17 protein-coding genes, 1 tRNA gene and 3 pseudogenes are annotated in these 24,051 nt (G+C 69.6%); 10 read left to right on the forward strand and 11 right to left on the reverse strand.

Going from position 1 to position 24,051, the window contains the following annotated elements; all coding sequences use genetic code 11:
• Window positions 1-13 precede the first annotated feature (13 nt).
• From ACVJO7_RS31445 to ACVJO7_RS31455, 3 genes are all read left to right on the forward strand, one after another.
• Window positions 14-664 carry a GNAT family N-acetyltransferase gene (locus ACVJO7_RS31445; RefSeq protein ID WP_491675966.1) on the forward strand — a complete coding sequence of 217 codons (651 nt, stop codon included), beginning with the start codon at window positions 14-16 and terminating at the stop codon, window positions 662-664.
• 179 nt (window positions 665-843) lie between these two features.
• Complete coding sequence (sepX, locus tag ACVJO7_RS31450) at window positions 844-2,148, forward strand: divisome protein SepX/GlpR (protein ID WP_491675967.1); 1,305 nt, start codon at window positions 844-846, stop codon at window positions 2,146-2,148.
• A 44-nt stretch (window positions 2,149-2,192) separates the two neighbouring features.
• Window positions 2,193-2,265, forward strand: a tRNA-Ala gene (locus ACVJO7_RS31455).
• A 685-nt stretch (window positions 2,266-2,950) separates the two neighbouring features.
• Here ACVJO7_RS31455 and ACVJO7_RS31460 read toward each other — a convergent pair.
• From ACVJO7_RS31460 to ACVJO7_RS31510, 11 genes and pseudogenes are all read right to left on the reverse strand, one after another.
• Window positions 2,951-4,045: pseudogene (locus ACVJO7_RS31460) on the reverse strand (recombinase family protein); the annotation flags it as partial.
• Window positions 4,042-4,302 (reverse strand): recombinase family protein, encoded by a 261-nt coding sequence (locus ACVJO7_RS31465; protein WP_147263895.1) that lies wholly within the window; start codon window positions 4,300-4,302, stop codon window positions 4,042-4,044. The pseudogene ACVJO7_RS31460 and the gene ACVJO7_RS31465, both read right to left, overlap by 4 nt.
• Window positions 4,303-4,946: 644 nt before the next feature.
• The gene (locus tag ACVJO7_RS31470; RefSeq protein WP_113643330.1) at window positions 4,947-5,687 is read right to left on the reverse strand and encodes a recombinase family protein; all 741 of its coding nucleotides are present in this window, start codon (window positions 5,685-5,687) and stop codon (window positions 4,947-4,949) included.
• A 25-nt stretch (window positions 5,688-5,712) separates the two neighbouring features.
• Complete coding sequence (locus tag ACVJO7_RS31475) at window positions 5,713-6,609, reverse strand: deazapurine DNA modification protein DpdA family protein (RefSeq protein ID WP_113643329.1); 897 nt, start codon at window positions 6,607-6,609, stop codon at window positions 5,713-5,715.
• On the reverse strand, window positions 6,606-7,154 hold the full coding sequence (locus ACVJO7_RS31480) for a VUT family protein (protein ID WP_113643328.1): 549 nt from the start codon (window positions 7,152-7,154) through the stop codon (window positions 6,606-6,608). The genes ACVJO7_RS31475 and ACVJO7_RS31480 overlap by 4 nt, the downstream gene beginning before the upstream one ends.
• Complete coding sequence (locus ACVJO7_RS31485) at window positions 7,151-8,071, reverse strand: hypothetical protein (RefSeq protein WP_113643327.1); 921 nt, start codon at window positions 8,069-8,071, stop codon at window positions 7,151-7,153. Before ACVJO7_RS31485 ends, ACVJO7_RS31480 begins: the two co-directional genes overlap by 4 nt.
• Window positions 8,068-8,400, reverse strand: a complete 333-nt coding sequence (locus tag ACVJO7_RS31490) for a hypothetical protein (RefSeq protein ID WP_233520253.1) — start codon at window positions 8,398-8,400, stop codon at window positions 8,068-8,070. Before ACVJO7_RS31490 ends, ACVJO7_RS31485 begins: the two co-directional genes overlap by 4 nt.
• Before the next feature lie 35 nt (window positions 8,401-8,435).
• Window positions 8,436-8,882 carry a hypothetical protein gene (locus ACVJO7_RS31495; RefSeq protein WP_491675973.1) on the reverse strand — a complete coding sequence of 149 codons (447 nt, stop codon included), beginning with the start codon at window positions 8,880-8,882 and terminating at the stop codon, window positions 8,436-8,438.
• An 85-nt stretch (window positions 8,883-8,967) separates the two neighbouring features.
• Window positions 8,968-9,534, reverse strand: a pseudogene (locus tag ACVJO7_RS31500) (DNA cytosine methyltransferase); the annotation flags it as partial.
• Window positions 9,531-10,727, reverse strand: coding sequence for a TRM11 family SAM-dependent methyltransferase (locus ACVJO7_RS31505; RefSeq protein WP_113643325.1), 1,197 nt, complete (start codon window positions 10,725-10,727; stop codon window positions 9,531-9,533). The gene ACVJO7_RS31505 and the pseudogene ACVJO7_RS31500, both read right to left, overlap by 4 nt.
• The gene (locus ACVJO7_RS31510) at window positions 10,724-11,857 is read right to left on the reverse strand and encodes a hypothetical protein (RefSeq protein WP_491675968.1); all 1,134 of its coding nucleotides are present in this window, start codon (window positions 11,855-11,857) and stop codon (window positions 10,724-10,726) included. Before ACVJO7_RS31510 ends, ACVJO7_RS31505 begins: the two co-directional genes overlap by 4 nt.
• A 642-nt stretch (window positions 11,858-12,499) precedes the next feature.
• On the opposite strand from ACVJO7_RS31510, the gene ACVJO7_RS31515 reads away from it, so the two are divergent.
• The 7 genes and pseudogenes from ACVJO7_RS31515 to ACVJO7_RS31545 form a co-directional block, all read left to right on the forward strand.
• Window positions 12,500-13,405, forward strand: a complete 906-nt coding sequence (locus ACVJO7_RS31515; RefSeq protein WP_491675969.1) for a hypothetical protein — start codon at window positions 12,500-12,502, stop codon at window positions 13,403-13,405.
• Between the two features lie 155 nt (window positions 13,406-13,560).
• Entirely contained in the window at window positions 13,561-13,926 is a 366-nt protein-coding gene (locus ACVJO7_RS31520; RefSeq protein ID WP_113643322.1) for a pilin, read from the forward strand.
• Window positions 13,927-14,379: 453 nt separating this feature from the next.
• Window positions 14,380-16,185 (forward strand): TrbL/VirB6 family protein, encoded by a 1,806-nt coding sequence (locus ACVJO7_RS31525; protein WP_491675970.1) that lies wholly within the window; start codon window positions 14,380-14,382, stop codon window positions 16,183-16,185.
• A 32-nt stretch (window positions 16,186-16,217) separates the two neighbouring features.
• On the forward strand, window positions 16,218-17,429 hold the full coding sequence (locus ACVJO7_RS31530) for a PrgI family protein (RefSeq protein ID WP_491675971.1): 1,212 nt from the start codon (window positions 16,218-16,220) through the stop codon (window positions 17,427-17,429).
• A 663-nt stretch (window positions 17,430-18,092) separates the two neighbouring features.
• Entirely contained in the window at window positions 18,093-19,862 is a 1,770-nt protein-coding gene (ltrA, locus tag ACVJO7_RS31535; RefSeq protein WP_218160429.1) for a group II intron reverse transcriptase/maturase, read from the forward strand.
• Between the two features lie 108 nt (window positions 19,863-19,970).
• On the forward strand, window positions 19,971-21,938 hold the full coding sequence (locus ACVJO7_RS31540; RefSeq protein ID WP_113643319.1) for a VirB4 family type IV secretion system protein: 1,968 nt from the start codon (window positions 19,971-19,973) through the stop codon (window positions 21,936-21,938).
• 55 nt (window positions 21,939-21,993) lie between these two features.
• A pseudogene (locus tag ACVJO7_RS31545) lies at window positions 21,994-23,958 on the forward strand (DUF8128 domain-containing protein); the annotation flags it as partial.
• Window positions 23,959-24,051: the final 93 nt, after the last annotated feature.

Below are 24,051 nucleotides of genomic sequence, written 5' to 3' on the forward strand. Positions count from 1 at the left end.
GCCACCCACGGCGGTGCCGGAGCCTCCCGGCAGCCACCCCGGCTGGCCCGCCCGGCTCGGCCCGCTGCGGGTGCGCGACCACGAGGTCCGGCTGCGCCCAGTGCGGTTGCGCGACGGCGGCGAGTGGGCCCGGATCCGGCTGCGCGACGAGGCGTACCTGCGCCCCTGGGAGCCCACCACGCACGGCGGCTGGGCGCGCCGGAACTCGGCCGTCGAGTGGCCGGGGCGCTGGTACCTGCTGCGCGCGGCGGCCCGCCGGGGCCTGTCGCTGCCGTTCGCGATCGTCGTCGACGGCGCGCTGGCCGGGCACGTGATGGTCGGCAACATCGTGCGCGAGCCGCTGCTCTCGGCCTACGTCGGTTACTGGTGCGACTCCCGGTTCGCCCGCCGGGGGATCACGACGGCGGCGGTGGCGATGGTGCTCGACCACTGCTTCGGGCCGGTCCGGCTGCACCGGGTGGAGGCGACCGTCCGGCCGGAGAACGCGGCCAGCATCGCGGTGCTGTGCAAGCTCGGCTTCCGGCGCGAGGGGCTGCTGCTGCGCTATCTCGACGTCGACGGCGGCTGGCGGGACCACTACGCCTACGCCCTGACCGCCGAGGAGCGCCCGGTCGGTGGTTTCGCGGCGAAACTGATCCGGGACGGCCGGGCGTCCCGCGCCTGATCGGTCACCCTCCGGAGTCACTGGAGTACCGCTCGTCCCTCGCGTCGTGCCGTCCGTCCGGGGGACCACGGCGCGTCGCGGCCGGGGCCGGGACCGTTCGCCGATTACGGTGATCGTCGGTGGACGGGATCGGGGCCCGGCCATCGGGTGGACTGCGCCGGTCGGGGAGGAGGCAGCCCGTGCCCAGCTCTCTGATCTTCGTGGGTCTGGTCGTGCTGTGGCTGCTCATCCTGGTGCCGACCGTCGCCCGTCGTCAGCAGGAGGTGGCCCGGCTCAGTCCGGCGCTGCTGTCCGGTCGGGTGCTGGAACGCCCGATGCGGCATCGATACCCGGAGGTACTGGTGATGGAGCGATCCGGTCCGAGCACCGTGGGCGAGCTGGTGCAGAGCCGGGACGACGTTCCCGGCCCGCCCGCCGACGGCCGTGACGGCGGTCACGAGAACTACGACGACTACGACGAGGGACTCGACGCGGAGATCGACGACGACGGTCGCGTGCACGGCCTGGAGGACGACCACCTCGGGACCGGGTACGACGATCGCGCCGGGCACGACCCGTACGACGCCCCGTACGGAGATCCGGGCGACGTCACCGACGACGCCGCGGAGACCGGCGTGCACGGCGGCCGTGCCGCGGACCGGGAGCGCGACCCCCGGACCGCAGAGCCGGCCGCCGTCGGTCACGACGGTGACCCGGGTGACCCTGGTGACCCGGATGACACCGATCGCGTCGAGGACCGGTTCGACGGCGACGATGCCGACACCGATCACGACGAGATACTCGAACCGGACGGAACCGGGTATCCGGACGACGCGGACCACAATCGGCCCCTGTCCCGGTACCGGCCCGGCCGCGGCGGGTTCGATCCCGAGGCCGCCGCGGCGGCCGCACACGCCAAGTACGCGTTCCGTCAGCGCGTCGTGCTCGCCCTGCTCGTGCTGCTGGTCGCCGCCGGCGCGACCGCGCTGCTGGTGTCCACCGTGTTCTGGTGGGGCGCCGGCGTGCTCGGGGCCGGCCTGGTCGGCTACCTGACCTACCTGCGCCGCCAGGTCCGGATCGAGGAGGCCATCCGGGCCCGCCGGGCGGCCCGGCTCGCCGCACCCCGGCCGGCCACCGCCGATGATCCGCACCGTCCCGCCACCGACGACGGGCACCGGGACGACGAGTACCGAGCCGACGAGCACCGGGACGAGGCCACCACCGGCCAGCAGTCCGAGACCGCCGAGGACGACACCGACTGGACCGCCGACGACGGCGAACCCACCCGGGTGCGCGGGACCGGGCAGCCGCTCGGGGTCCTCCCGGCCCGCCGGCGCACCGTCGACGGCCCGGCCTGCACCGAGCACGAGTCGTCGCTCCCGCGGCTGGCCGCGGCCCCGCCGCCGCCGGTCCCGGACGGCACGTCGCTGGTCGACGTGGACGCCGAGGAGGAGCCGGACGTGCTCGGGGAGCTGACCCCGCACCGGCGTGCAGCGGGCGAATAGGGGTCTGTTAGTGTCCTCCAGGTCAGCCCGCGAGGGCGGGCCGCGGGGCTGTAGCGCAGTTGGTAGCGCGTCTCGTTCGCATCGAGAAGGTCAGGGGTTCGATTCCCCTCAGCTCCACCCTAGGGGTCTTACTAGAACACGGCACCGAAACAACGCCACGTAGTAGGACCTGAAGACCCTTGGTAGCCACGGGGCCGCCTCCCTTTTGGGAGGCGGCCCTTTTGGCATTTCGGGGTCGGGTGTCGGTTCGTGGCTCCGGCACGGTCACGTCGGTGGTCTGCCAGTCGCTCTGGACGGCGTGCAGATGTGCGAAGGGCTCTCGGAGGCTGTGGTCGGCGATCTGGTCGTCATCGACGTAGATGCTGTGGAAGATCGCTTGGTTGAGCATGCGGCGTTGCTGTTCGTCGCAGCGGCGGTAGAGCTCTTGGGGGTTCTCCAGCAAGGTGAGCGCGGCTTCGATGAGCCGGGCGCTGTCGGAGAGGTTCTCGGTCGTGGTGGTGAGGCGTTCGCCGAGGCGTCGTCGCTGGCGGGCGATCTCGCGGAGCTTGGTCTTGATCTTGTCCTGCCCGATGGTGGAGTCGGCCGCCAGTTCGATGAGGTTCTCTTCGCGGGTGTCCAGCGCCTGCAACTCGGTGGTGAGTTGTTTGTGGAGCAGTCGCTCGGACGCTTCTTGCTCGTCGATGGTGCGGGCGACTTCGGCGCGGACGGTGGCGACGAACTTGGCGCTGAAGCGGATCGTGGCGTAGTGGTTTTCCACGGCGTCTTCGATAAGGGCGACGTTGATGTGCGGTGCTTCACAGCTGCCGTTCTGCTTGTTGCGGCAGAAGAAGTAGGTGTATTCGCTGCCTCGGGAGTTGACGGTGTGCTGGACGATCAGCCGCTGGGTGATGCCCGCTCGTTTGCAGCGTCCGCAGAACAACGAGCCCTTGAGGTAGTGGGGGTGCTCGCGGCGGCGTTCTCCTGCCGTGGAGCGGGATTCGAGGAGATCCTGGACGCGATCGAACAGGTCCTCGTCGATGAGTGGCTCGTGCCGGCCTTGGACCTCCTCGCCATCGACCTCTACGTATCCGAGGTAGTAGCGGTCTCGCAGCATCATGGAGAGCTTGTTGATCGAGACTTGCTTGGCGGGATGGCGACCGGTGGGCCGGGTGCGCAGGCCGCGATCGTAGAGCTCGTCGGACAGGTCTTCCAACGAGTAGTCACCGGTGACGTAGAGCTCGAAAGCAAGCTGGACAAAGGGCGCGCGTTCGGGGTCGACGGCGATGGTGCGGATTTCGCGGCCGTCGAACCGGTCTCGGACGTTGAGGTAGCCCAGCGGCGCGCGGCCGATCGTGCCGCCATTCTTGGCTTTCTGCTTCATCTTGTACGCGATGTCCGCGCCGGACTCCCGCGACTGATACTCGTTGAAGGTGGCCAGGATGCCGTGCATGAGCTGACCGACCGGCGAGTCGTCGATGGACTCGGTGGCCGACACGAGGGTGACCCCGCGCTTACGGAGATCGGCCATGACGATGGCGTCGTCGAGCCGGTTCCGCGCCATCCGGGACAGCTTGTAGACGATGATGTAGTCGACGTCGCCCGCGTTGCGAACTCGCGTGAGCATCCGCTGGAACTCGACTCGCTTCGACATCTCGGTCGCTGTGCGACCAGGCTCGACGTATTCATCAATGATCGTCAAGCCGAGTTGCTCGGCTTTGCGCTGGCATTTGACGCGCTGGGCGGGTATCGAGATACCTTCGGGGTCGTAGTCGTTCTTGACCTGGCCAGCCGATGACACCCGCAGATAGATCACTGCCCGGCTTCCCGGCTCCACCGCTTCGGCGACCGTCGATAGGACGGCAGGGAGAGCGTCATCCCCGAGCAGTTCGTCGACGAGATCGTCGTATGCACTGGTCATCGCGCGCTCGTCTCGGTCGCCGAGTGCTCGGGCTCGATGAACACGTCAACGAGGTGCAGGCCGAGCTCTTCGATAAGGCGTTGGCACGCCGCGCGCTGCGCGTCCAGGGAGGCAGCCGTGGCCGGGGCGTCTGATGCCATACGCCGGTAGGTGACGACCCGAAGCTTCGGCTCCGCTGCGGTCGAGGCCGCCGATAGCGTTGCGGAGAAAACACCTTTGCACCAGTTTCCGGAAGGTTCTGCGTTCGCGCCCGTCATCCCACGCTCTTCTCGTCTATTTCGGAATGGAGATCGCCACAAAATGGCTGCCGCTCGAAAGTCGGCGTCTCCTTTTTCAATTCAAATATTACCTCGATGTGCCGTGATTCTTTACGCCGCTTCCGAATGGTCGATTTGCTGCTCTTCCGATGCAACGTTTGATTCTTGCGTACCGAACGAGTCGTTTTCGGGCGCGTCTTCGTCTTGCCTTGCTGTTGTTGCGAGACTCACGATGACTTTTGCGAGCTTGCGAATGTCAGGCGGATCGTGACGAATGCCTCGGATCGCAACGCCCCCAGAATTGGCGGGATGGCGTTTTCTCTGCCTTCTCTTTCTCTGCGGAGTCATAGGTCACCCGACCCGGAACGGGAGGCCACGTCGTCGGCCGGGCGCACTCGTTGTCCGCTGGTGGGGGCTCCGGACGGGGCCATCTCCGGTCGGCAGCGACCGCGTAGGCGAGCCCTCGGCTCGTGGTGACGAGTGGTCAGCCCGGAGCCTGTGGGCCGGGGCTGGCCGGACCGCCACGAACGCCTGCTGGACTGGCGGAACGGGGTAGCCCTCCCGCCGGAGTTCATCGTCGACTTCCCGCTGCAGTGCGGTGATGGCTTCGATCGTCAACCCGTCCGGGTAGTGGTTCGTGGCCATCACGCGGCCCGCCGTTGGTCGGGCGGCAGCGCATTCGCGGAGAAGTCGTTGGCCCCGGCCGAGGCGGGGACACCCCACCAGCGCCGGTCGGCGGCGGCGAACTCCTCGGCGGTCACCAGCGGCGGGTGCACCCACACCTCCGACCAGACCCAGTCAGCTTGCGGAGTCGGCTTTCCGTGGTGGGTGCGCCCCCAGACCTGGCGGCCGAGGTACTTCGGGTTACGCAGGATCGCCCGCACAATCGCCACCGTCCACACGCCTGGCTCGCCTGTCTCGGGGTCCAACGGCGCGGGGTAGCGGGACGCGGCGAGTCGGCGACGGATCTCCGTGGTGGACAAGCGATCCTCGCCCCTCCACACGAAAATCATCCGCACCGTGGACGCTTCGACCGGTTCGATCTGCAGCCGAGTGCGCCAGCGCGCTCGTCGGCCCGCCGGAGTGACCCGGACCCGCCGAGCGCGATAGCCATAAGGCACGTCTCCGGTGTTGAAACCGGCGCGAACCAATTCCTCGGACACGGTGCGGGCCGCAACAAGGTTCGCGGCGTGGTAGTCGCGCAGGACGTGCTGCCGCACGCGCCACGACGGCGTGACCTCACCGGTGTCCGGCTCCGTCGCCGACCCGAACAGCCGGGCGCCCATCGCTGTGAGGCGCTGCCCGAAAGTCTGGCGGCCGGCGGTCGCAGCCCAACGCGGAATGCGGTCGCCGGACTCATCCTGCGCGGTGGTGTTCGAAGGCATGGCGGTTCTCCAATTCCGTGAAGGGCTATGAGGCGCGCGAGTTCTGCGTGCGAGCGGCCGTCCGGCCTCCGGCCTGGCGCGGACGCGGCGAGCCAGGGCGGGTGCGTCCGGTTCTCTGGCCGCCTGCTCGCGGTCCCTTGCCGCGCGCGGAAGTCGGCCCGCGGTCGGACTGATGGCCGGGTTCTTCGGCGCGCAAGGAGGTCAGAAGCCTGGTGTGCCAAGCCAGCGCGAAGCGCAGGCAGTTGGATTCGCTGCGGTGGCTGGGCGTGCAGCCGGGCACATACCTGCCCCGGAAACTCCAGGCCGCCGAGTCACTGCTGGAGATCGCGTCGGCATAGCGCCCCAGCCCGAGCACCTTCGCTCCGAAAGCGTGCAAGCGGTACCCGCGAGCCGACAGCGACCGCATGATCTGCTCGACTTCAGCGGTGTGCTGGCGTCGGCACACACTGCCCACCCCGACCAGCGGCAGTGCGGCGAGATCGACGCCGTGTCGTTCGTAGAAGTCCGCGCACCGGTTGTAGTCCGCAATGGACTGGCCTTGCAGTACGGGGATGATCGGCAACTCGGGGGCGAGATCACGCAGCCGCAGGTAGTTCGCGACCGTGCGGTGCTGATGGACGCGCACCGTCGCACCGGTGCGTGCCAAGACATGAGCCTCCGTCATGTGGTCCATTGGCGCGGCCCACGCGAGGTTGCTGATCTCGGTGGCGTAGCGGCGAAGCGCCGCGACGTAGCCGCGTTCGTCGATGCGCCACCTGCCGTGCATCGACAACTCCGTGAAGCCTCCGGAGTCGCACGCCCACGGCGCGCTCGCGCGCGGAAGGCTGCGCCGATCGGCCAGCCTGCGGTGGGAGACCAACAGTGGGACACCGAGATCGCGGGCGAGCCAGGACGGCTGATGGGTCCCAAGGAAGAACCTCATCGTGACACCGCCCGCCGAGCGGTATTCGCGAGCAGCAACACCGCAACGGTGAGCGCGGTCGCGACCGCCTTGCCGAGGATCTGACCGGGCACTGCGGCGAAGGACCCGAACGCCAGCGGCACGAACAGCACGCTGTCGCTCACCAGCCCGACGACGTTCGAGCCGACGACCGCGCCCAGCCGCGACCGGCCCCGAATCCGGCCGTAGATGACCGAGTCGACGCACTCGGACACGGCGAACGCGACAACGCTCGCGACGGCGATCTGCGGTGAGGCCAACGACCAGGACAGCCACGCCCCCACCACGATCGCGGCGAGAACGCCCGACGTGCCCAGGGTCTCGTGCAGCAGGTCTCGCAGCGTCAGCGTCACCCCGGCCCACAGCGTGCCGGCGGGCACGATCAGCGAGATGACGAGCAGAGCCGACCAGTGCGTGGAGGCCCAGTTCGCCATCACCACCGAGCCGACGTAGGCGGCCGACACCGCCAGACCCGCCCAGACGAGCCCGTGCCCCGCCGTCGCGGGCGAGCGCGGCAGCCCGGTCATGCCGCACGCTCCACAGTGACCGGTGCGCCGGACCGGCACGACCACGGCGAGCAGCCGTCGGGATCGTCCTCCTCCACCGCCTTGGTGGAGACCAGCCGCAGGTGCCGCTTTCCGAGAGCGGGCGGGTCGAGGTCGACTTCGCCGAGTGGTCGACAAGACCGGTGCAAGAAGTACTGCCCGCGCAATTGCTGACCTTGAGTCGTGGCGTGCGGGTAGCCGTCGCGGATGGCTTTGTCGAACTCGACCGCCTCGGCCCAGCCGTCGGGGTCGTTGTCGCGCAGCCAGCGCCAGCCCGCGTTGCCGTGGAATGGGCACCCGACGCAGGCGCTTTTCACCGTCTCGCCGAACCCGCGCTCGGCGAGATAGTCGGCGCACCGCGTGCGGTCCCAGCCGAGGTCGATCAGCGGGAAGACGTTGCGCAGGTAGCGCACGCCCGAGTCCTTCGCGCGGGTGAACTCGTCGGTGCTGATGCCGATGGCCTGCTCGACGTACACCCCGCGCGGCACCCGTCGTGGATGCGGGTAGCCGAGCAGTTCGCGTGCCGTCTTCTTCAGCGGCGAAATTTTGTACTCGCTAGTACATTGCCTACGCGCCAAGCCACGGCTGCCGTCGGGGTTGAGGACATGCAGTGGCATCGACACGAACCGGTGGGCCGGGTCGAGCGCGTCGTCGCGGATGTTGCCCGCCGACACCGTGCGCACCGGAATGCCGAACTTCGCCGCGTGCGCACGGAGCCGGGCGAGGTTCGCGTACACCGCGCGTGGTTCCCAGCCGGTGTCAGCAAACAGCGCGACATCGAAGCGCGGGATCACGCCCTCGCAGGCCAGCAGCAGGACGGCGCTGCTCTGGACTCCGGCGCCGAGCGAGAGGCATCGCAAGACCGGACCGGCGTCGTGAACGGAGGCTGGATTGGTCATGCCGCGTTCGCCTCCTCCGCATATCCGGAGGGCTCGGTGGAACCGGCGCCGAGGAGCGCGGCGAGGTCGGCGAGCAGCAACCCGACGGCATACGTGGCCTGCTGCGGAACGACGCCGTTGCCCAACGCACGAAGTTGCGCGGTGCGCGGCAGCGGGAGTCCCGTTACCCAGCCCGGCTCGAGCCCTTGGAGCCATTCGACGAAGGCCGGGGCCAGCACGGGGCGCCCATGGACGCCCGGTTGCGTGGGGAACGGTGCGGGTCGCCCGAGCACCTGTTCCCAGCGCCGCACGGCCGGCGCGTAGTCGCCCCAGTCCACCTCGGGATGCACCGATGCTGGCGAGGCGAGATCCGGGTCGGCGACGGCTACGAGATGCCGCCGTCGGCGTCCGGTGCGAGCAGCCGCATGATCGCCGACGGAAGCATCAGGTCGCCCTTCGACCCCCGCTGCGCCGGGCAGCCCTTCGTCCCGTCGGTCGCCCGAGGCGTCGGCAGGAACGCCTCGGGGTCGACCAGCGGAAGCACCTGCTGCGACAACGGCGGCCGGAAACCCGCACCCGCCCGGCGACCCGCCGTGCCGGTGTCCGACGCCCTCGGCGTCGGCAGCAGCCGCGCCTCGTCGGGCAGCGACGGACCACCACCCTGCGTCCTGTGAGTGCAGTTCTTCGCATCCGAGGCGGTCGGCGTAGGCAGCAGCTTCATCACCGCGTCCACCGCGTCGTGCAGATTCACTTGATGCCCACCAGCTCGACGCCGCACCGGGTCCGCCGGACCTCGGTTGTCGCCGTCGCGGGCCTGCGGGGTCGGCAGCATCCGGGGAGGCAACGGGGCGGGGCCAGGCGAGCAGGAACACCCGTTCTCTGCGGTGTGCCGCGCCGATGTCGGCGGCGCGGACGCTACGCCAGAGCGCGTCATACCCCGCTTCGGCCAAGTCGCCGAGTACACGGTGGAGACCTCCGTTGCGCCAGCGAAGCGCGGCGACGTTCTCCACGACGAGCAGCGCGGGTCGTAGTACGCGAACGCCCGCCACGATGTCTGTCCACAGTCCACTGCGGTGGCCCTTCTCGATACCCACGCGCCGCCCGGCGGCGGAGATGTCCTGACACGGGAACCCGGCCGTGAGCACGTCGACCGGTTCGACGTTTGTCCAGTCGATGGCGCGGACGTCGCCGAGGTTGGGGATGCCCGGCAACCGGGCGGCGAGGATCGCGGAGATGTGCGGGTCGGGGTCGGCGCACCAGGCGAGGCGGCCTCCGCCGAGGGCGGCGAGCACCCCGAGGTCCAGTCCGCCGTAGCCGGTGCAGACCGACCCGACAACCGGTCCCGGAACGTCGGTTTCCCGCCACGTCTGAGAGGTGGCCGCCCGCACCGCCCCCGCCGCCGTCGTGGTGACGGCGACGGGGGCGGGGGCGGGGGCGGAGTCGCGCCCCGACCGAGCTCGGGTGCGGTGTGGCCGGGTGGTCATGCCGCCCAGCTCTCTGACACACCCGACTCGCCCCTCAGGTTCTCGGTGTGTCGTGCTCGGCTGGTGAGGAACTGTCGCGAATCCTGACGGTCCGTCGAGATTCCTGAACCCGCCGAGCGGCGCAGGGCCGTGCGGAAAATCAGCACATCCTCGTGGCTGATGAGGTGCAGCGGCAGCCCGGCTTCGCGCTGTTTGCGGATGAAGTCGCGCTGGAAGAAGCTGCCACGCGCAACGAGGTCGTGCTCGGCGGCCCGCGCCAGCAGCGCAACGCAGCGCTCGACCGGGATCAGACCGGCGTGCAGACCGCACGCCAGGATCTGCGAGGGCAGGTCGATCAGCTCGGCGTGTTCGCGCCAGGGCCGGATGGTGATGGCGATGTGCCCGCCCGGCCGCAGATAGGTGGTGAGTCCGGCGAGGATGCGGGTGAACCCGGCCAGCAACCGGTGGTGCCCGATGTTGGCGAGGTTGCCGCGGTCGAGGGTGTTGCCGTAGAGGTGGTGGTACTTCTGCACCCCCGCGCCCGGCGCGACCGACACCTGCCCGTGCGTGGACGGCCCGTACGGCGGCGAGGTGACCACGAGCGCGGCCTGCCCGACGTACTCCGGCGGTAGCAGCGACGCGATCTGGCGGGCGTCACCGTGGAACACCCGGCCCTCGTGCTGCACCCCAGCGTCGTGGGCGAGCGCGAGGTTGGCGCGGGCGACATCGACCCAGTGCGGCTCGTACTCGATGCCGACCGCGCGGCGCCCAGCGTGCAGTGCCTCGACGAGGGTGGTGCCGATGCCGCACATCGGGTCGAGAACCAGGTCGCCCGGCTCGGTGTAGTGGGCGATCGCGTGCGCGGCCACGGCCGGGAGCATCTTCGCCGGATGCGCGGTCGACTCGGGCGTGTAGCGGCCCTTGCGCTGGGCCGCCGGTGAGGTCTGCGCGGTCGTCCACACCGACACCGCAACGTCTCCCACCGAGTTGGCGGCGACCCGCTCGGACGGCGTACCTGTGGTGCCGTCGAGGCCGTCGATGAGCGCGCGCGGGACGAGCTGAGTCGGCCCGTCCACCGGGCTCTCCGCACGGGCCGGGGCCGGGCTGGGGCCGGTATCGGACAGGGCGCGCGGGAAGCGGTCGTCGGCCACGGTCGTGCCTTCCTGGCGGTGGTCTTCGGGCTGGGCAGGATTCGACATCTGGCCGTGGTTCATCGGATGACTCCGCTCTCGAGCGCCGCGTCCGCCGGGCTCAGACGAGGCGGCTCGTAGTCGTGCGGCTGAGCGAAGACGAGGACGTCGGAGTGGATGCGCCGATGCGGTGCGGGCAGCCCGCGCACGGCCGCGCGGTGTCGAGCGCGCGCCTCGTTCTCGGCCGCCGGGCCGCTGGGCTCGGTGAGGGATTCGGCGGCGAACCGGCCGTGGCGCACCGGGGCGTGCAGGGCGACGATGTGCTGGAGGTAGAGCAGGTCGGCGTTCTGCGCTGAGGCCACGACCGCGCCGGTCGGGTCGATCAGCTCACCAGCGGGCCAGTCACAGTGGGTGAGCACGACGAGGATCCCGCCGACCCGCAGCAGCCGGGCCGCGACCAACGCCACGAGGTCGCTGGACTGGTCGCCGCCGTGCTCGGGGCGCAGGCTCGTGATGATCAGGTCGGTGTCGGCCGGCGCGTCCTCGGCACCGTCGAAGACCCCGTCGCCGAGGTCCGACCGCGCCGGCGAGAAGAACGTCACTGCCGAGCGATCGGAGTCGCCGACAAGGTCGGCCCAAAACGGTCGCGCACCCGGACCGGTGGCGGTCGGGTCCGCCGCGACGCGCTCCACGCGGCCGGTCCGGTTGAGCTCCTCGACGGCGGCGAGCGCGTCGGCCAGCGCGTGGTCGGGCTCGGTTGCCGGGGCGTGGTCGATCACCCCGTCCGCGCCGACCGGTGCGAGCGGCGCACGGCCGTCGGAGGTCGGCCAGGGCAGGAATGCGACCCGTCCGCCGGGCTCGCTGAACGAGCTGACGATCTTGCTGACGATCGGTTCCGGCCAGGCCGTGTCGAGGTCGATCGGCGCCGGGCCAGCCGTCCAGACCGTCGCCGGGGTGGGCGTCGCCGTGGACCCCCGCGACCGGGAGCGGGTGCTCGCGGAACCGGGCTTGGCGGGACTGACCCTGGTGGTGGTCGACGCGGTCGGATAGGGGCGGCGATCCCCGCCGCGGCGGGGATCGGAGCGGGTGCTCGCCGGGCGGGCGCTGTCACCGCGCCGCTTCGGTCCGCGGCTCGCGGAGTGGTCGGACTGGGTCATGGAATCCTCGCAGAACCTTTGGGGTTGCGCGCCGCGATACGTGGCGCCCTGTGACACCCCCCAACTCCGAAAAACGACCCGCTTTTCCAGGGCTGTTACCGAATCTTTATCGGCAATGTTTTGCTGCCATTCGGGGTCAAAGAATGTGCATGAGGCTCGCGCGCGTGTGCCCGCGTAGGGCTTGTGTCGAGCTATCCGCCGAGCGGGACCACAATTTTCCGGCGATCTCAAGGCGCGAGAGCAGTCCGGGCCGCACCACGGCCCGATCCTCACCCCGTGGGCTATTACCAAAACGCCACCAAAACGCCACCAAACCAGAGTTACCGCAGTTCGGGGTCTATTACCGGCGATCATCAAATGATCTTGTCCGACCTTCGAGACGAGTGCGTATCCAGGGCTTAGATGATCTTGGTGGCGGCCGAAGGTGGCCAGTCAAGATCATCGGTGGCGCTTTGGAGGCCATTTGGTGGCGGTTTCGTGGCGTTTTGGTGGACCTGATTTGGCTTCCTTGCCTGGTCACTGTTTCTCGGACCACGCAAAGGAGCCGACATGGCCCCGAATCGCATATTCCGCCGTACGTCTTTTGAGCGTGACTCGCTTCCGCTGGATTCCGCGCGGACGGCGTTCGAGTGGTTGGTCACCGGGCCGAGCCCGGTCTCGATCGAGGGCTGGCTTTTCCCCGGCCTGCCCCGTCGGCGGGTGCCCCTGGACGAGCTGCGGGACCTGCTGCTCGACGCCAATCTTCCGATGTCCACCGTGGACCCGATCTGGGTCCACCTGGTCACCCGTTCTCGCGACGAGGGCGGCACCTGGACCGTGGCGTGCGTCGGGGTCGCGCTGCCCGCGCTGTTCTCTATTGCCGCCGAGTTGTCCGCGCCGTACGCCGACGACCACCGCGACATCCACGCCGCGATCCTGACCGGCTTCCTGTCCGAGCTGGCGAGCATCGATCTCGCCAAGCCGTGGGTCATGTGGCGGCTGCGCTGCGCCGGATTGCGCGCGGGACACCTGTTCATCCGCGACGCGCTCGACCGCCCGATGCCCACCGATGAGGACTTCCACTCCAGCGAGCCGACCCCGCCGTGGGGGCACCCGGACTTCGTCCTCGCTCGCGCCGTCGCCGATGGGGCGATCACCGGCGACGAGGCCGAACTGATCGGCTCCACCCGCCTCGAGGACTACACGCTCACCGCCGCCGCGGCCGACCGCGGCGTCAAGGTCACCGCCCTGCACTGGGTCCGCAGCCAGGCCGAAGCACGCCTGCTCGCCTGGCTCACCGACCAGGCCCCGCACGACGACCCCGCCGACCGCCGCGAGCGCGACGTGGAGATCCGCGCGGTGAACGCGACGGCCATCACCGCCGCCGCGAGTGACGCCAGCCGTGCCTCGCGCCGACCGACCCGAAAGTCACGCACGGTGACCAGGATCGGCGGAAAGTCGTTGGTCACGGTTCGGTCACACGCCTGGAAAAAGGCCCCCGAATCCGGAGTCGAGGGCTGCGGGAGGACCCCAGCCGCTCCCGCGCACACCACCTCGCTCGACCGCTCGACCGGAACGCCCCGGCAGCTGTCGAGCACGACTCCGGAGGTGCCGCGATGCGCCTGACCCATTCGCCCGTCCACCGCCGGCCAGACCGTCGTAGCAGCGACCGTCGGCCTCGCCGTGGACCCGTCATTCTCTCGCTCGGAGCGGCTCGCCGAGCCCGCCGGGCTACCTGCTGCACCTCACGGCCGACCACTCCCACGTCCACCACACCTCGGATGTCTTCCCTGTCGGCCGGCTGCCGTCGGACCACGCTTCGGCGGAACCTCGCGCTGCTCACCGGCGTGGCCGTCGTCGCGCTGTTCGTGCCTGTCTCGACCGCGCACGCGGACACCGTGGTGGTCGCCCTGGCCGGATCTGTTGATCAGGTTCTGACCAACATCCGCAACTGGGTGATGGGCATTTTGGCGGGGCTCGCGACCGTCTTTTTGTCCATCGGCGGGGTCCGCCGTGTGATGGGCGGCGGCGATCCCGGCGAGCAGGAGAAGGCCAAGGAGTGCTTCAAAGCCGCCGCGATCGGCTACGGCCTGGCCGCGCTCGCACCCCTGGTCGTCACCGTGCTCCAGGGCATCGTGGGGGCCTGAGCCATGTCCACGACCAGGCCCGCCCGTCGTCGGACATCGGCCGCTCCGACCGTCCACAGCCTGCGCTCCGACGAGCTCGCACCGGCTCGCGCGGAGGCCACCGGCGCCAGCCGGGAACTGCTCGCGCCCCCGCCCGCGAGCACCACCTGGCGCACCAGTGGCCGGCGCACTGGTCGATGGGTGCGGCGGCTGCGCATGACGCGAAGCCGAGCGCTCGTAATGCTGGCGCTGAGCCTGGTCGTTCTGCTCGGCGGCACACTCGCCGTCAGCGCCGCCGCAACGCCCGGCGGTCCGGCCGCGGCACAGCCCGCGCCGCCTCCACCACTGCCGTTGCCGACCGTTGATCCGTGCACACCGGACTCGCCGTTGCCGGTCTGCCACCTACCCGCGCCCACGACCACGCCACCGCCGACGGGCATTCCGCTGCCGATCCCGACCGGACCGCCCACCTCGGTGACGTGCTTCCCCGGTTCGCTGCAGTACGAGTGCACGCACCCGTCCACCACTCCGGCTCCTCCACCCTGCACGGGGGAGGGCTGCATCCCGCAACCGCCGACCTCGGCGCCACCCACCAACCCCGGCACCGGCCAGCCCGGCAACGGCGATGACGGCGAGGCCGACTGCGGGATCACCGACATCGGCGGCTGCATCACCAACGCGATCAACGCGTTCTTCCGGGGCATCGTCACCGCCGCGCTCAACCCGCTCTTGGACTTGTTGTCCAAGACACTGCTGACCACTCCGACGCCCGACTCGCTGCCGCGGATCGGAGAGCTGTGGACCAACTCCTGGCAGATCCTGCTCGCCTGCTACGGGATGTTGATCCTCATCGCCGGGATCCTGGCAATGAGCTACCAGACACTGCAGACCCGGCACTCCATCAAGGAGATCGCGCCCCGGATCGTGGTCGGGTTCCTCGCCGGAGCCCTGTCGCTGTGGGTGGCGACCAAGGGCATCCAGATTGCCAACGGACTGGCCCAAGCGGTCATGGGTGGCGGCCTGGACGCCAGCTCGGCCGGCGAGACGTTGAAGAACCTCGTCCTCGGGTCGCTCAACGGCGGGATCTTCATCATCTTCATCGGCATCTTCCTCGCCGGGATGCTGATCGTCCTGCTGGTCACCTACGTCGTCCGGGTCGCGTTGACGGTGATCCTGATCGCCGGGGCGCCGATCGCGCTGATGTTCCACGCGCTCCCGCAGACCGAGGGCATCGCGCGCTGGTGGTGGAAGGCGTTCGGTGGCTGCCTGGCCATCCAGGTCGTGCAGTCACTGACGTTGATCACCGCTATGAAGGTGTTCCTCGCGCCCGGCGGATTCACCCTGTTTGGCCCGACCGTCAGCGGGTTGGTCAACCTGCTCGTCGCGCTCGCGTTGATGTACATCCTGTTCAAGATCCCGTTCTGGGTGCTGTCCTCGGTCAAAGGCAGCGGCGGTCGTTCGATCCTCGGCTCGATCGTGCGCGGCTTCATCGCCTACAAGACCTTCGGCCTGCTCGGTGGCCGAGGCGGCGGTGGCCGCAAGCCTCGCCCGTCCGGCGGCGGTGGTGGTGGTCGCGGAGGCAACGGGGGCGGCGGCGGTCGCGCACCGACGGACCCCTACGCCCACGCCCGCACCACCGCTGACGGCCAGTACGTGCTGCCGCTGGCCGGTGTTCGCCGCAGCCGACCGGCCGCCAAACCCAAGCCCGCTCCCGCGCCGAAACCGAAAGCCGGGCAGGGCCGCCAGCTGGCTCTGCCACTCGGGGACGACTGGCCGGAGAACAAGCCAGTCCTCGGGCGCGACGGCCAGTACCGGTTGCCGCTGGACGCCGAGCGCGTCAAGCCGACGCCGCCTCCGGCACCACCCAACCAGCCGGGCGGTCGGCGTCGGGGCGGGCAGCAGATGGAGCTGCCGTTCGACCCGTACAAGGGCAACCGGCCGACGCGCTCCGGGCAGTACCCGCTGCCACTGGACGGCGTGCGCCGCACACCGCGCCCGCCGAGCCCGCCGCCCCCGGCCGCACCCCCGGCTCGATCGCGCGGCACTCAGATGGAGCTGCCCTTCGACCCGTACAAGGGCAACCGGGCAACCCGCTCCGGGCAGTACCCGCTCCCGCTGGACGGCGTGCGCCGCACACCGCGCCCGCCGACCCCGCCACCGGCAACGCCACCCGCACGACCGGCCTCGCCCGCCGGGCAGCAGCTCCGGCTCCCGCTGGACCTGCCTAAACCACCGCGGCGCCCCTCGCCGCCACCACCCAAGCCCGGAGGTAAGTCGTGACTTCGCCTGTTCGCATACCCGCCGACGTCGACATGGCCGACAAAGTGATCGGCCCGTTGACCGCCCGCCAACTGGCGATCCTCGCGGTGACCGGCCTGGTGCTCTACGCCGGTTGGACCACCACTCGCGCGGTCGTGCCGCTCCCGGTGTTCCTCGCGCTGGCCATCCCGATCGGGGTGAGCGCGGCCGTCATCGCGCTCGGCCAGCGCGACGGGATCTCGATGGACCGACTGCTGGTCGCCGCGATCCGGCAACGCATGGGACCGCGCCACCGCGTCGCCGCACCCGAAGGCGTTCGCCCCGCGCCGGAATGGCTCACCAGCCAGACCGCCGCCACGAGCGCGAGCCGGACCGCGGGCGCCGGCAAGGGCAAGTCGGCCAAGGCCAAGAGCAAGGCGGCGGTGCCCGAGCAGATCTCGCCGTCGGCGTTGCGGCTGCCCGCCGAGGCGGTCACCGACACCGGCGTGGTCGACCTGGGCACCGACGGCCTGGCCGTCGTCGCGGTCGCTTCCACGGTGAACTTCGCGCTGCGGACACCGTCCGAGCAGGAGTCCCTGGTCGCCAGCTTCGGCCGCTACCTGCACAGCCTGACCGCGCCCGTGCAGGTGCTGGTACGCACCGAACGGCTCGACCTGTCCGGCCAGATCGCCGAGCTGCGGGCGCGTGCGGGCGGGTTGCCACACCCGGCGTTGGAGGCCGCCGCCATCGAGCACGCCGACTACCTGGTGCAGCTCGGCGAGCAGACCGACCTGCTGCGCCGTCAGGTGTTGCTGATCCTGCGCGAGCCAATGGGCGCCGCCGGGCCGACCGACGGGCTCGGCGGACCCGGCCCGCTGGCGGTGCTGTCCTCGCTGACCCGCGGTAAACGCCGCGCGAATGCCGAGACCACACAGGCGAGCGCTGGCGCGCGACGGGCGGCGGAGTCACGGCTGGTGCGCCGCCTCAGCGAGGCGATCGAACTGCTCTCGCCCGCCGGGATCGTGGTCACCCCGCTGGACGCCGGGCAGGCCACCGCCGTGCTCGCCTCTGCGTGCAACCCCGACACCCTGCTGCCGCCCTCGGCGGCCCTGGCCGGTGCCGACGAGGTCATCACCACCGCCGGCGGCACCGACCTGGACGACGGCGACCTCGCCGAGGACCGCACGTTCTGGCAAGGCGACGACCGTGCCGCGGTCGACCAGGACGAGTACGGCCCGGACGACGACGAGGTCGACGACTGGGACTACGAGGACGGTGCGAGCTGAAAAGCCGCTCTGCCCAGTGGCGACAAGAAGGAGGTGGACTGTCGCTCCGGCTAAGTGATCACTGAGCCGGTCTCCCAGGGAGCGAACTGCGCTGGTAACGGCGTGGGGAGAAGCCTCCCGGAAAGCCCGAAGGGCACTGCCGAGCCATGGCGGAGCCACGGGGCGGGGAGAAGACCTGACGGACGAACACAAGTGAATCCCTGATGAAGCCTCGTCATAGTCAGACCGCGTCATGGCAAGCAATCGGCGGTTAATGGCCCACCGGGTTGAGAAGCCCACGTGGCCGTCCGAGTCGTCTATCGGGCGGCGTGATCACCACCGGGTCCGGGGTATAGGGGACGTCCTCGCAGGTCGTTTCTGGAAGGAGCGGAACAGCGAAACCCCGTAAGGGTCCGAAGCGGATGCGTTTCGGTAAGCCACGGGCAACCACGGCAGAACTCCCTTGCGGGAACAGGAAGACCCGAGAAGCGAACGCCGCTGGGGCGAAAGCCCAGGGGAAACCGCAGCACCCGGCACCTCAGCCGCTGCGCATAACCCGGCGGATACCGGCCCATGGTGGCCGGGCCCGAAAGGGAGCCCACGCGGGTCTGGTGGGTCCGTGAGGACAACCGAGCACACAGAAGTCATTACCAGCAGCCGAGTTAGACGACGGAAGGGAACAACGTGGACGCGGTAGCCGACATGGCGGTGCCTCCGTTGAACGAGGCCACGGGCGACGCGCAAGCCTGGCACAGCATCAACTGGGCGCAGGCCGAACGGGACGTACGGCGACTGAGGCAACGGATCTTCACGGCCGCGCAGGAAGGGGACCTGAAGAAGGTCCGGAATCTCCAGAAGCTCATGCTGCGCTCCCGCGCGAACACTCTGGTGAGTGTTCGCCGGGTCACGCAGCTGAGCGCGGGGCGCCGTACTCCCGGCATCGACGGGGCGAGGGCTCTGACGGCACAGGAGCGAGGCAGATTGGCGAGGACACTCGCCACCGAGCCCGCAACCGATGTCAGGCCGGTACGGCGAGTGCATATCCCTAAGGCTGGTGGGAAATCCCGTCCGCTCGGTATCCCGACGATTCGGGACCGGGCGCAGCAGGCCAGGGTGAAGAACGCCCTGGAACCTGAATGGGAAGCGCGGTTCGAGGGCAAGAACTACGGTTTTCGCCCTGGACGTGGCTGTCACGACGCGATCGAGAAGATCTTCCGGCTCACCGCGCGCAGCACGGCTCGCCGCACGTGGGTTCTCGACGCGGACCTGGCCGGCGCTTTCGACAGGATCGACCACACCCGCCTGATGGACGCTATCGGAGGTTTCCCCGCTGCTGGGGCAGTCCTCCGGTGGTTGAAGGCCGGTGTGATGCAGGACGGGCGATTCATTGCCACCGGGGAGGGAACTCCCCAGGGCGGTGTCATCAGCCCGCTTCTGCTGAACATCGCCTTGCACGGCATGGGAGCCGCTATCGGCGACCTGGACAATCTCACCGAAAGGCAGAGGGCCCAGGTGCCGCTCTTGGTCCGCTACGCCGATGACTTTGTGGTGTTCTGCACCTCGAAGGCTGAGGCAGAGCAGGTCAAGGAGAAACTGGCCGAGTGGCTGGAGCCACGCGGGCTGACCATCCATCCGGACAAGACACGAATCGTCCGGCTCCAGGATGGTTTCGACTTCCTCGGCTTCAATGTGAGGACGTACGGTCCGAAGACGCTCATCAAGCCCAGCGCCGAGGCGGTGAAACGGGTCAAGGACAAGATTCGCCGGATCGTCGAGCAGAGCACGACCACGGAGCTGCTGATCCAGCGTCTTAACCCGTTGATCAAGGGCTGGGCCACTTACTACCGCGGTGCGGTAGCCAAGGAAATCTTCGCCGACCTGGATCACTATGTGTGGCACAGGACATGGAGATGGGCCCTGCGGCGGCATCCCCGGAAAAGCCGGTCATGGACCAAGGACCGGTACTTCGGGCGCTTCCATTCCCGGCGCGACGACCACTGGGTGTTCGGTGATCATCACAGTGGACGGTACCTGTACAAGTTCGTGTGGACCGTCATCCAACGGCACATCCCTGTCAAGGGAATGGCGTCCAAAGACGACCCGAGCCTGACGGACTACTGGGCCGCGCGGACAAGGAAACGCAGGCACCCACAGGCTGACGGGCAATTCCACGTCAGCCTTGCTGCGAAACAGAAAGGGCTCTGCCCACTCTGCGGGCTGGACCTCATCGCGGGCGCGGGCTACGAACCTGACTCAGTACGTGACTGGGCGAATTGGTTCGCGGCATTACACCGCACCCGCACCACGGACGGCCTGATCTACCGATCAACCGGAGGACACCATGCGCAATCCCCCATGCTCGTCCACGCCGACTGCCACCGCAGTCACCACGCAATTGGCAATCAGCGTGGCCCCCTGGAGCTCCCTTCTGCACGGTCCTTGGGACCTGCTTGAGCCGGATGCGCCGAAAGGTGCACGTCCGGTTCTGAGGGGGGCTCCCCCGCAGCAATGCGGGGGGCCTACCCGACAAGACGACGACTACCCGGAGAGGGGGCGGTTGTGATGACCACCCGAACGCGGCGCGGCCAGCGCCGTCCCAACACCCAGCCCGCCGCCGCGCACCACCGGGCAGCCGCGTTCACGCCGGACGCCCTGTCCGTCGGCGCCCGGCATCTCGAGGTCGGCAACGAATGGGTGTCCAGCTTCGCCGTGACCGGGTTCCCGCGTGAGGTACACCCCGGCTGGCTCGCGCCCTTGCTGACCTACCCCGGCCGCCTCGACGTCGCGCTGCATGTCGAGCCGATCGACCCGGCCACCGCCGCCGCGCGGCTGAAGAAACAGCTCGCCAAACTCGAGAGCGGCCGGCGGCACACCGCCGAGCACGGCCGCCTCTACGACCCGCAGGTCGAAGCCGCCACCGAAGACGCCTACGACCTGTCCTCCCGTGTCGCGCGCGGCGAAGGCAAGCTGTTCCGCGTCGGGCTGTACCTCACGATCCACGCCCCGTCCGAGCGAGCGCTGGCCGACGAGGTAGCGGCGCTGCGCTCCATATCCGCGAGCCTGTTGCTGGATGCCAAGCACACCACCTACCGGTCACTGCAGGGCTGGGTGTCGACCCTGCCGATGGGCCTCGATCTGATCGGAATGAGGCGCACCTTCGACACGAGTGCGCTCTCGGCCGCGTTCCCGTTCACCTCGCCCGACCTGCCCGCAGCCGACCCCACCAGCGTGGCGGCGCCGTCCGGCGTGCTCTACGGCTACAACGTCGGATCGCAGGGGCTGGTGCACTGGGATCGTTTCGGCGACGGGATGCACAACCACAACTCGGTCATCCTCGGGCGCAGCGGCGCGGGCAAGTCCTACCTGGTCAAGCTCGAACTCCTGCGCAGCCTGTACCGGGGCATCGAGATCGCGGTCGTCGACCCCGAGGACGAGTACGCCCGCCTGGCCGCCGCCGTGGGCGGCACCTACGTCCATCTCGGTGCCCGCGACGTCCGGCTCAACCCGTTCGACCTGCCCATCCACACCCGCGCCGACGGCCGCCGGACCGCACCGAAAGACGCCCTCGTGCGGCGGTCGCTGTTCCTGCACACCGTCATCTCGGTGCTCACCGCCGACGGCACAGGCACCGAGTTGGAAGCCGCCGAGCGGGCCGCGCTGGACCGGGGCATCGCCGCGACGTACCAGTCGGTGGGGATCACCGCCGACGCCCGCACGTGGACTCGCCCCTCACCGACCCTCAGGTCCTTGCGCGACCAGCTGGCCACCGCGGGCCAGGCCGGCGACGGGGCTGCCGCCGAGCTCGCGGCGAGGTTGCACCCGTTCGTCGAGGGCGCGTTCAAGCAGCTGTTCGACGGCCCGACCACCACCAATCCGGAAGGCCATTTGGTGGTGTTCAGTCTGCGGGATCTGCCCGACGAGCTGAAAGCCATCGGCACGCTGCTCACCCTGGACGCGGTGTGGCGGCGGGTGTCCAATCCCGCGATTCGCCGCCCGCGCCTGGTGGTCGTGGACGAGGCGTGGCTGCTGATGAAAGAGAAGTCGGGCGCGGAGTTCCTGTTCCGCATGGCCAAAGCCTCCCGGAAACACTGGGCAGGTTTGACGGTTGCGACCCAAGACACCGCCGATGTTCTCGGTAACGATCTCGGCAAAGCCGTGGTAGCCAACGCGGCGACCCAAGTGCTGCTGCGGCAGGCGTCGCAGGCCATCGACGAGATCACCCAGACCTTCGATTTGTCGGCCGGGGAACGGCAATTCCTGCTGTCGGCGGACCGAGGTCAGGGATTGCTGTCGGCGGGCACCCAGCGCGTCGCGTTCCAAAGTATTGCCTCGCCCACAGAGCACTACCTGGTCACGAGTAACCCGGCCGAACTCGCCGGATACGCCGCGGACGTCGACCCCGGCGAGACCGACGCCGAGGAGCAGTCCTTCGTGGACCTGGGCTTCGCCACCGAGCAGGCGTATGCGGCTGAGGGCGATGAGTTCGGTTCGTTCGGTGCTGATGACGACATCGAACTCGACGCCGCCTGACACCGGCCGTCTCTTTTCCGCTTGAGCACTTCTTACCTTCTTGGAAGAACCCGTAATGCTTTCCTGGATACCGGCTGTCCTCAGCCACCCCGAGCCGTCCAATGCGCTGGCTGCTCACGGAATAGTGCGGGCGGGCCTGACGAACGGGTGGCTCGGGGACTACCTGCGCGACCCCGGCGGTGCGCTGCTCACGCTGCTGGGTCACCTGCGGGACTGGGCGATCACCTGGGGGCCGATCGTCGCCCCCGTGCTGGCAGTCGGCATCGCGGGCTTCGTGATCGGCCGGCGGCGGTGGACGCGGCGCTGTCACGCGAGGCTGGTCGCCGACGCACGCCAGGTCACCGTGCTCGCCCCGCCCACCGTGGATCCCGCGGGCGGCGCGGCCTTGTGGTCCAACCTCGTCGGGCTGCTGCGCCCGGCCTGGCGCCGGTGGTTCACCGGGCAGCCCCATGTGGCCTGCGAGTACACGTTCTCCGAGGCAGGGGTCGGCATCCGACTGTGGGTGCCCGGCGTGATCCCCCCCGGCCTCGTCGAACGCGCCATCGAGGCCGCCTGGCCCGGCTCACACACCCGCGTCGGCACCGCCGACCCACCCCTGCCACCTCCAGGTGAGGCACAGCGGCGGCTGGTCGTCGGCGGCGAACTCCGCCTCGCCCGCTCCGAGGCGCTACCGATCCGCACCGACTTCGACGCCGATCCCCTGCGCGCCCTGATCGGCGCCCCGGTCGGCCTCGGCCGCGACGAGTACGCCTGCGTCCAGATCCTCGCCCGCCCGGTCACCGGCCGCCGCGTCGGCAAAGCCCGGCGCTCCGCGCGGCGGGTGCACACCGGCGGTTCCACCCGAGTAGTCGGTCGCCTGCTCGACCTGGTCACGCCCGGCGTCAAGTCTGGAGCCGCCCGGCGCACGGCGAAGTCCGGGGCACTGGCCAGCGATCCGCAGACCTCGCTCGAGTACGCGGCACAGAACCGCGCCATCGTCGCCAAACAGCGCGGCTCGCAATACGAGACGGTCATCCGCTACGCCGTCGCCACCCTCCTGCCCGCCGACGCCGCCGAGACCGAGGTCCGCCAGGCGCGGGACGTCGCCCGCGGCCGGGCACACGCGCTGGCCGCGAGCTTCGCCTCCTACACCGAGCACAACCACTACACCCGCCACCGCGTCCGCCACCCCGGCCCTGTCCTGGCCGACCGGCGCCTCGGCAAGGGCGACCTGTTGTCCGTGGCCGAACTGGCGGCGCTGGCGCACTTGCCGACCGACGAGGCGATCCCCGGCGTGCAGCGTGCCGGCGCCCGCGCGATCTCCCCGCCACCGGGCATCGCCACGCCCGGCCCGGAGGCCAAGCCGATCGGCGTCACCGACACCGGACACGAACGACCCGTGGCGCTGCGTGTCCCGGACGCGCGGCACCACCTGCACGTCATCGGCGCGACCGGCTCCGGCAAATCCACCTTGCTGGGCAACATGATCCTGGCTGACGCCGAGGCCGGACGCGGGATCGTGTTGATCGACCCCAAGGGCGACCTCGTCACCGACATGCTCTCCCGTCTGCCTCGCTCGGTGGCGGATCGTGTCGTGATCTTCGACGCCGACTCGAAGTCCCGGCCACCGTGCCTGAACCCGTTGGACGGTGGGGAAACCGATCTGACCGTCGACAACCTTGTCTCGGTGTTCCGGCGGGTTTACTCCGCGTTCTGGGGTCCGCGTACCGACGACGTGATGCGCGCTGCCTGTCTGACCCTGCGCACCCAGGAAGGCGTCGCCACCCTCGCCGATCTGCCCAAGCTGCTGGCCGATCCCGCCTTCCGATCACGGGTCACCGCCGGGATCACCGACCCCGTGCTGCGCGGGTTCTGGTCCTGGTACGAGGAACTCACCGACTCCAGCCGCAGCCAGGTGATCAGCCCGCTGATGAACAAGCTGCGCGCCTTCCTGCTGCGGCCGTTCGTACGCGACGCCATAGCAGGCGGACATTCCACAGTGGACATGGCAGAGGTGCTCGACGGCGGCATCTGCCTAGTACTGCAACGGCGTTTCGACGTGTCGTGAGAGGCTGATCCGGGTTCGGCGGTGATGATCGCCGGGTGGTGGATCTTGCTGGATGGGTAGCGGCGT

This window comes from Pseudonocardia sp. DxW, from assembly GCF_058448985.1.

Coding starts and splice junctions, on each gene's coding strand:
- ACVJO7_RS31465 (WP_147263895.1), bottom strand. CDS start 4,302: ATGACGGGCGCGAACGCAGAACCTTCCGGAAACTGGTGCAAAGGTGTT.
- ACVJO7_RS31470 (WP_113643330.1), bottom strand. CDS start 5,687: ATGCCTTCGAACACCACCGCGCAGGATGAGTCCGGCGACCGCATTCCG.
- ACVJO7_RS31475 (WP_113643329.1), bottom strand. CDS start 6,609: ATGAGGTTCTTCCTTGGGACCCATCAGCCGTCCTGGCTCGCCCGCGAT.
- ACVJO7_RS31480 (WP_113643328.1), bottom strand. CDS start 7,154: ATGACCGGGCTGCCGCGCTCGCCCGCGACGGCGGGGCACGGGCTCGTC.
- ACVJO7_RS31485 (WP_113643327.1), bottom strand. CDS start 8,071: ATGACCAATCCAGCCTCCGTTCACGACGCCGGTCCGGTCTTGCGATGC.
- ACVJO7_RS31495 (WP_491675973.1), bottom strand. CDS start 8,882: ATGCTGCCGACCCCGCAGGCCCGCGACGGCGACAACCGAGGTCCGGCG.
- ACVJO7_RS31505 (WP_113643325.1), bottom strand. CDS start 10,727: ATGAACCACGGCCAGATGTCGAATCCTGCCCAGCCCGAAGACCACCGC.
- ACVJO7_RS31520 (WP_113643322.1), top strand. CDS start 13,561: ATGTCTTCCCTGTCGGCCGGCTGCCGTCGGACCACGCTTCGGCGGAAC.
- ACVJO7_RS31530 (WP_491675971.1), top strand. CDS start 16,218: ATGGCCGACAAAGTGATCGGCCCGTTGACCGCCCGCCAACTGGCGATC.
- ACVJO7_RS31540 (WP_113643319.1), top strand. CDS start 19,971: ATGACCACCCGAACGCGGCGCGGCCAGCGCCGTCCCAACACCCAGCCC.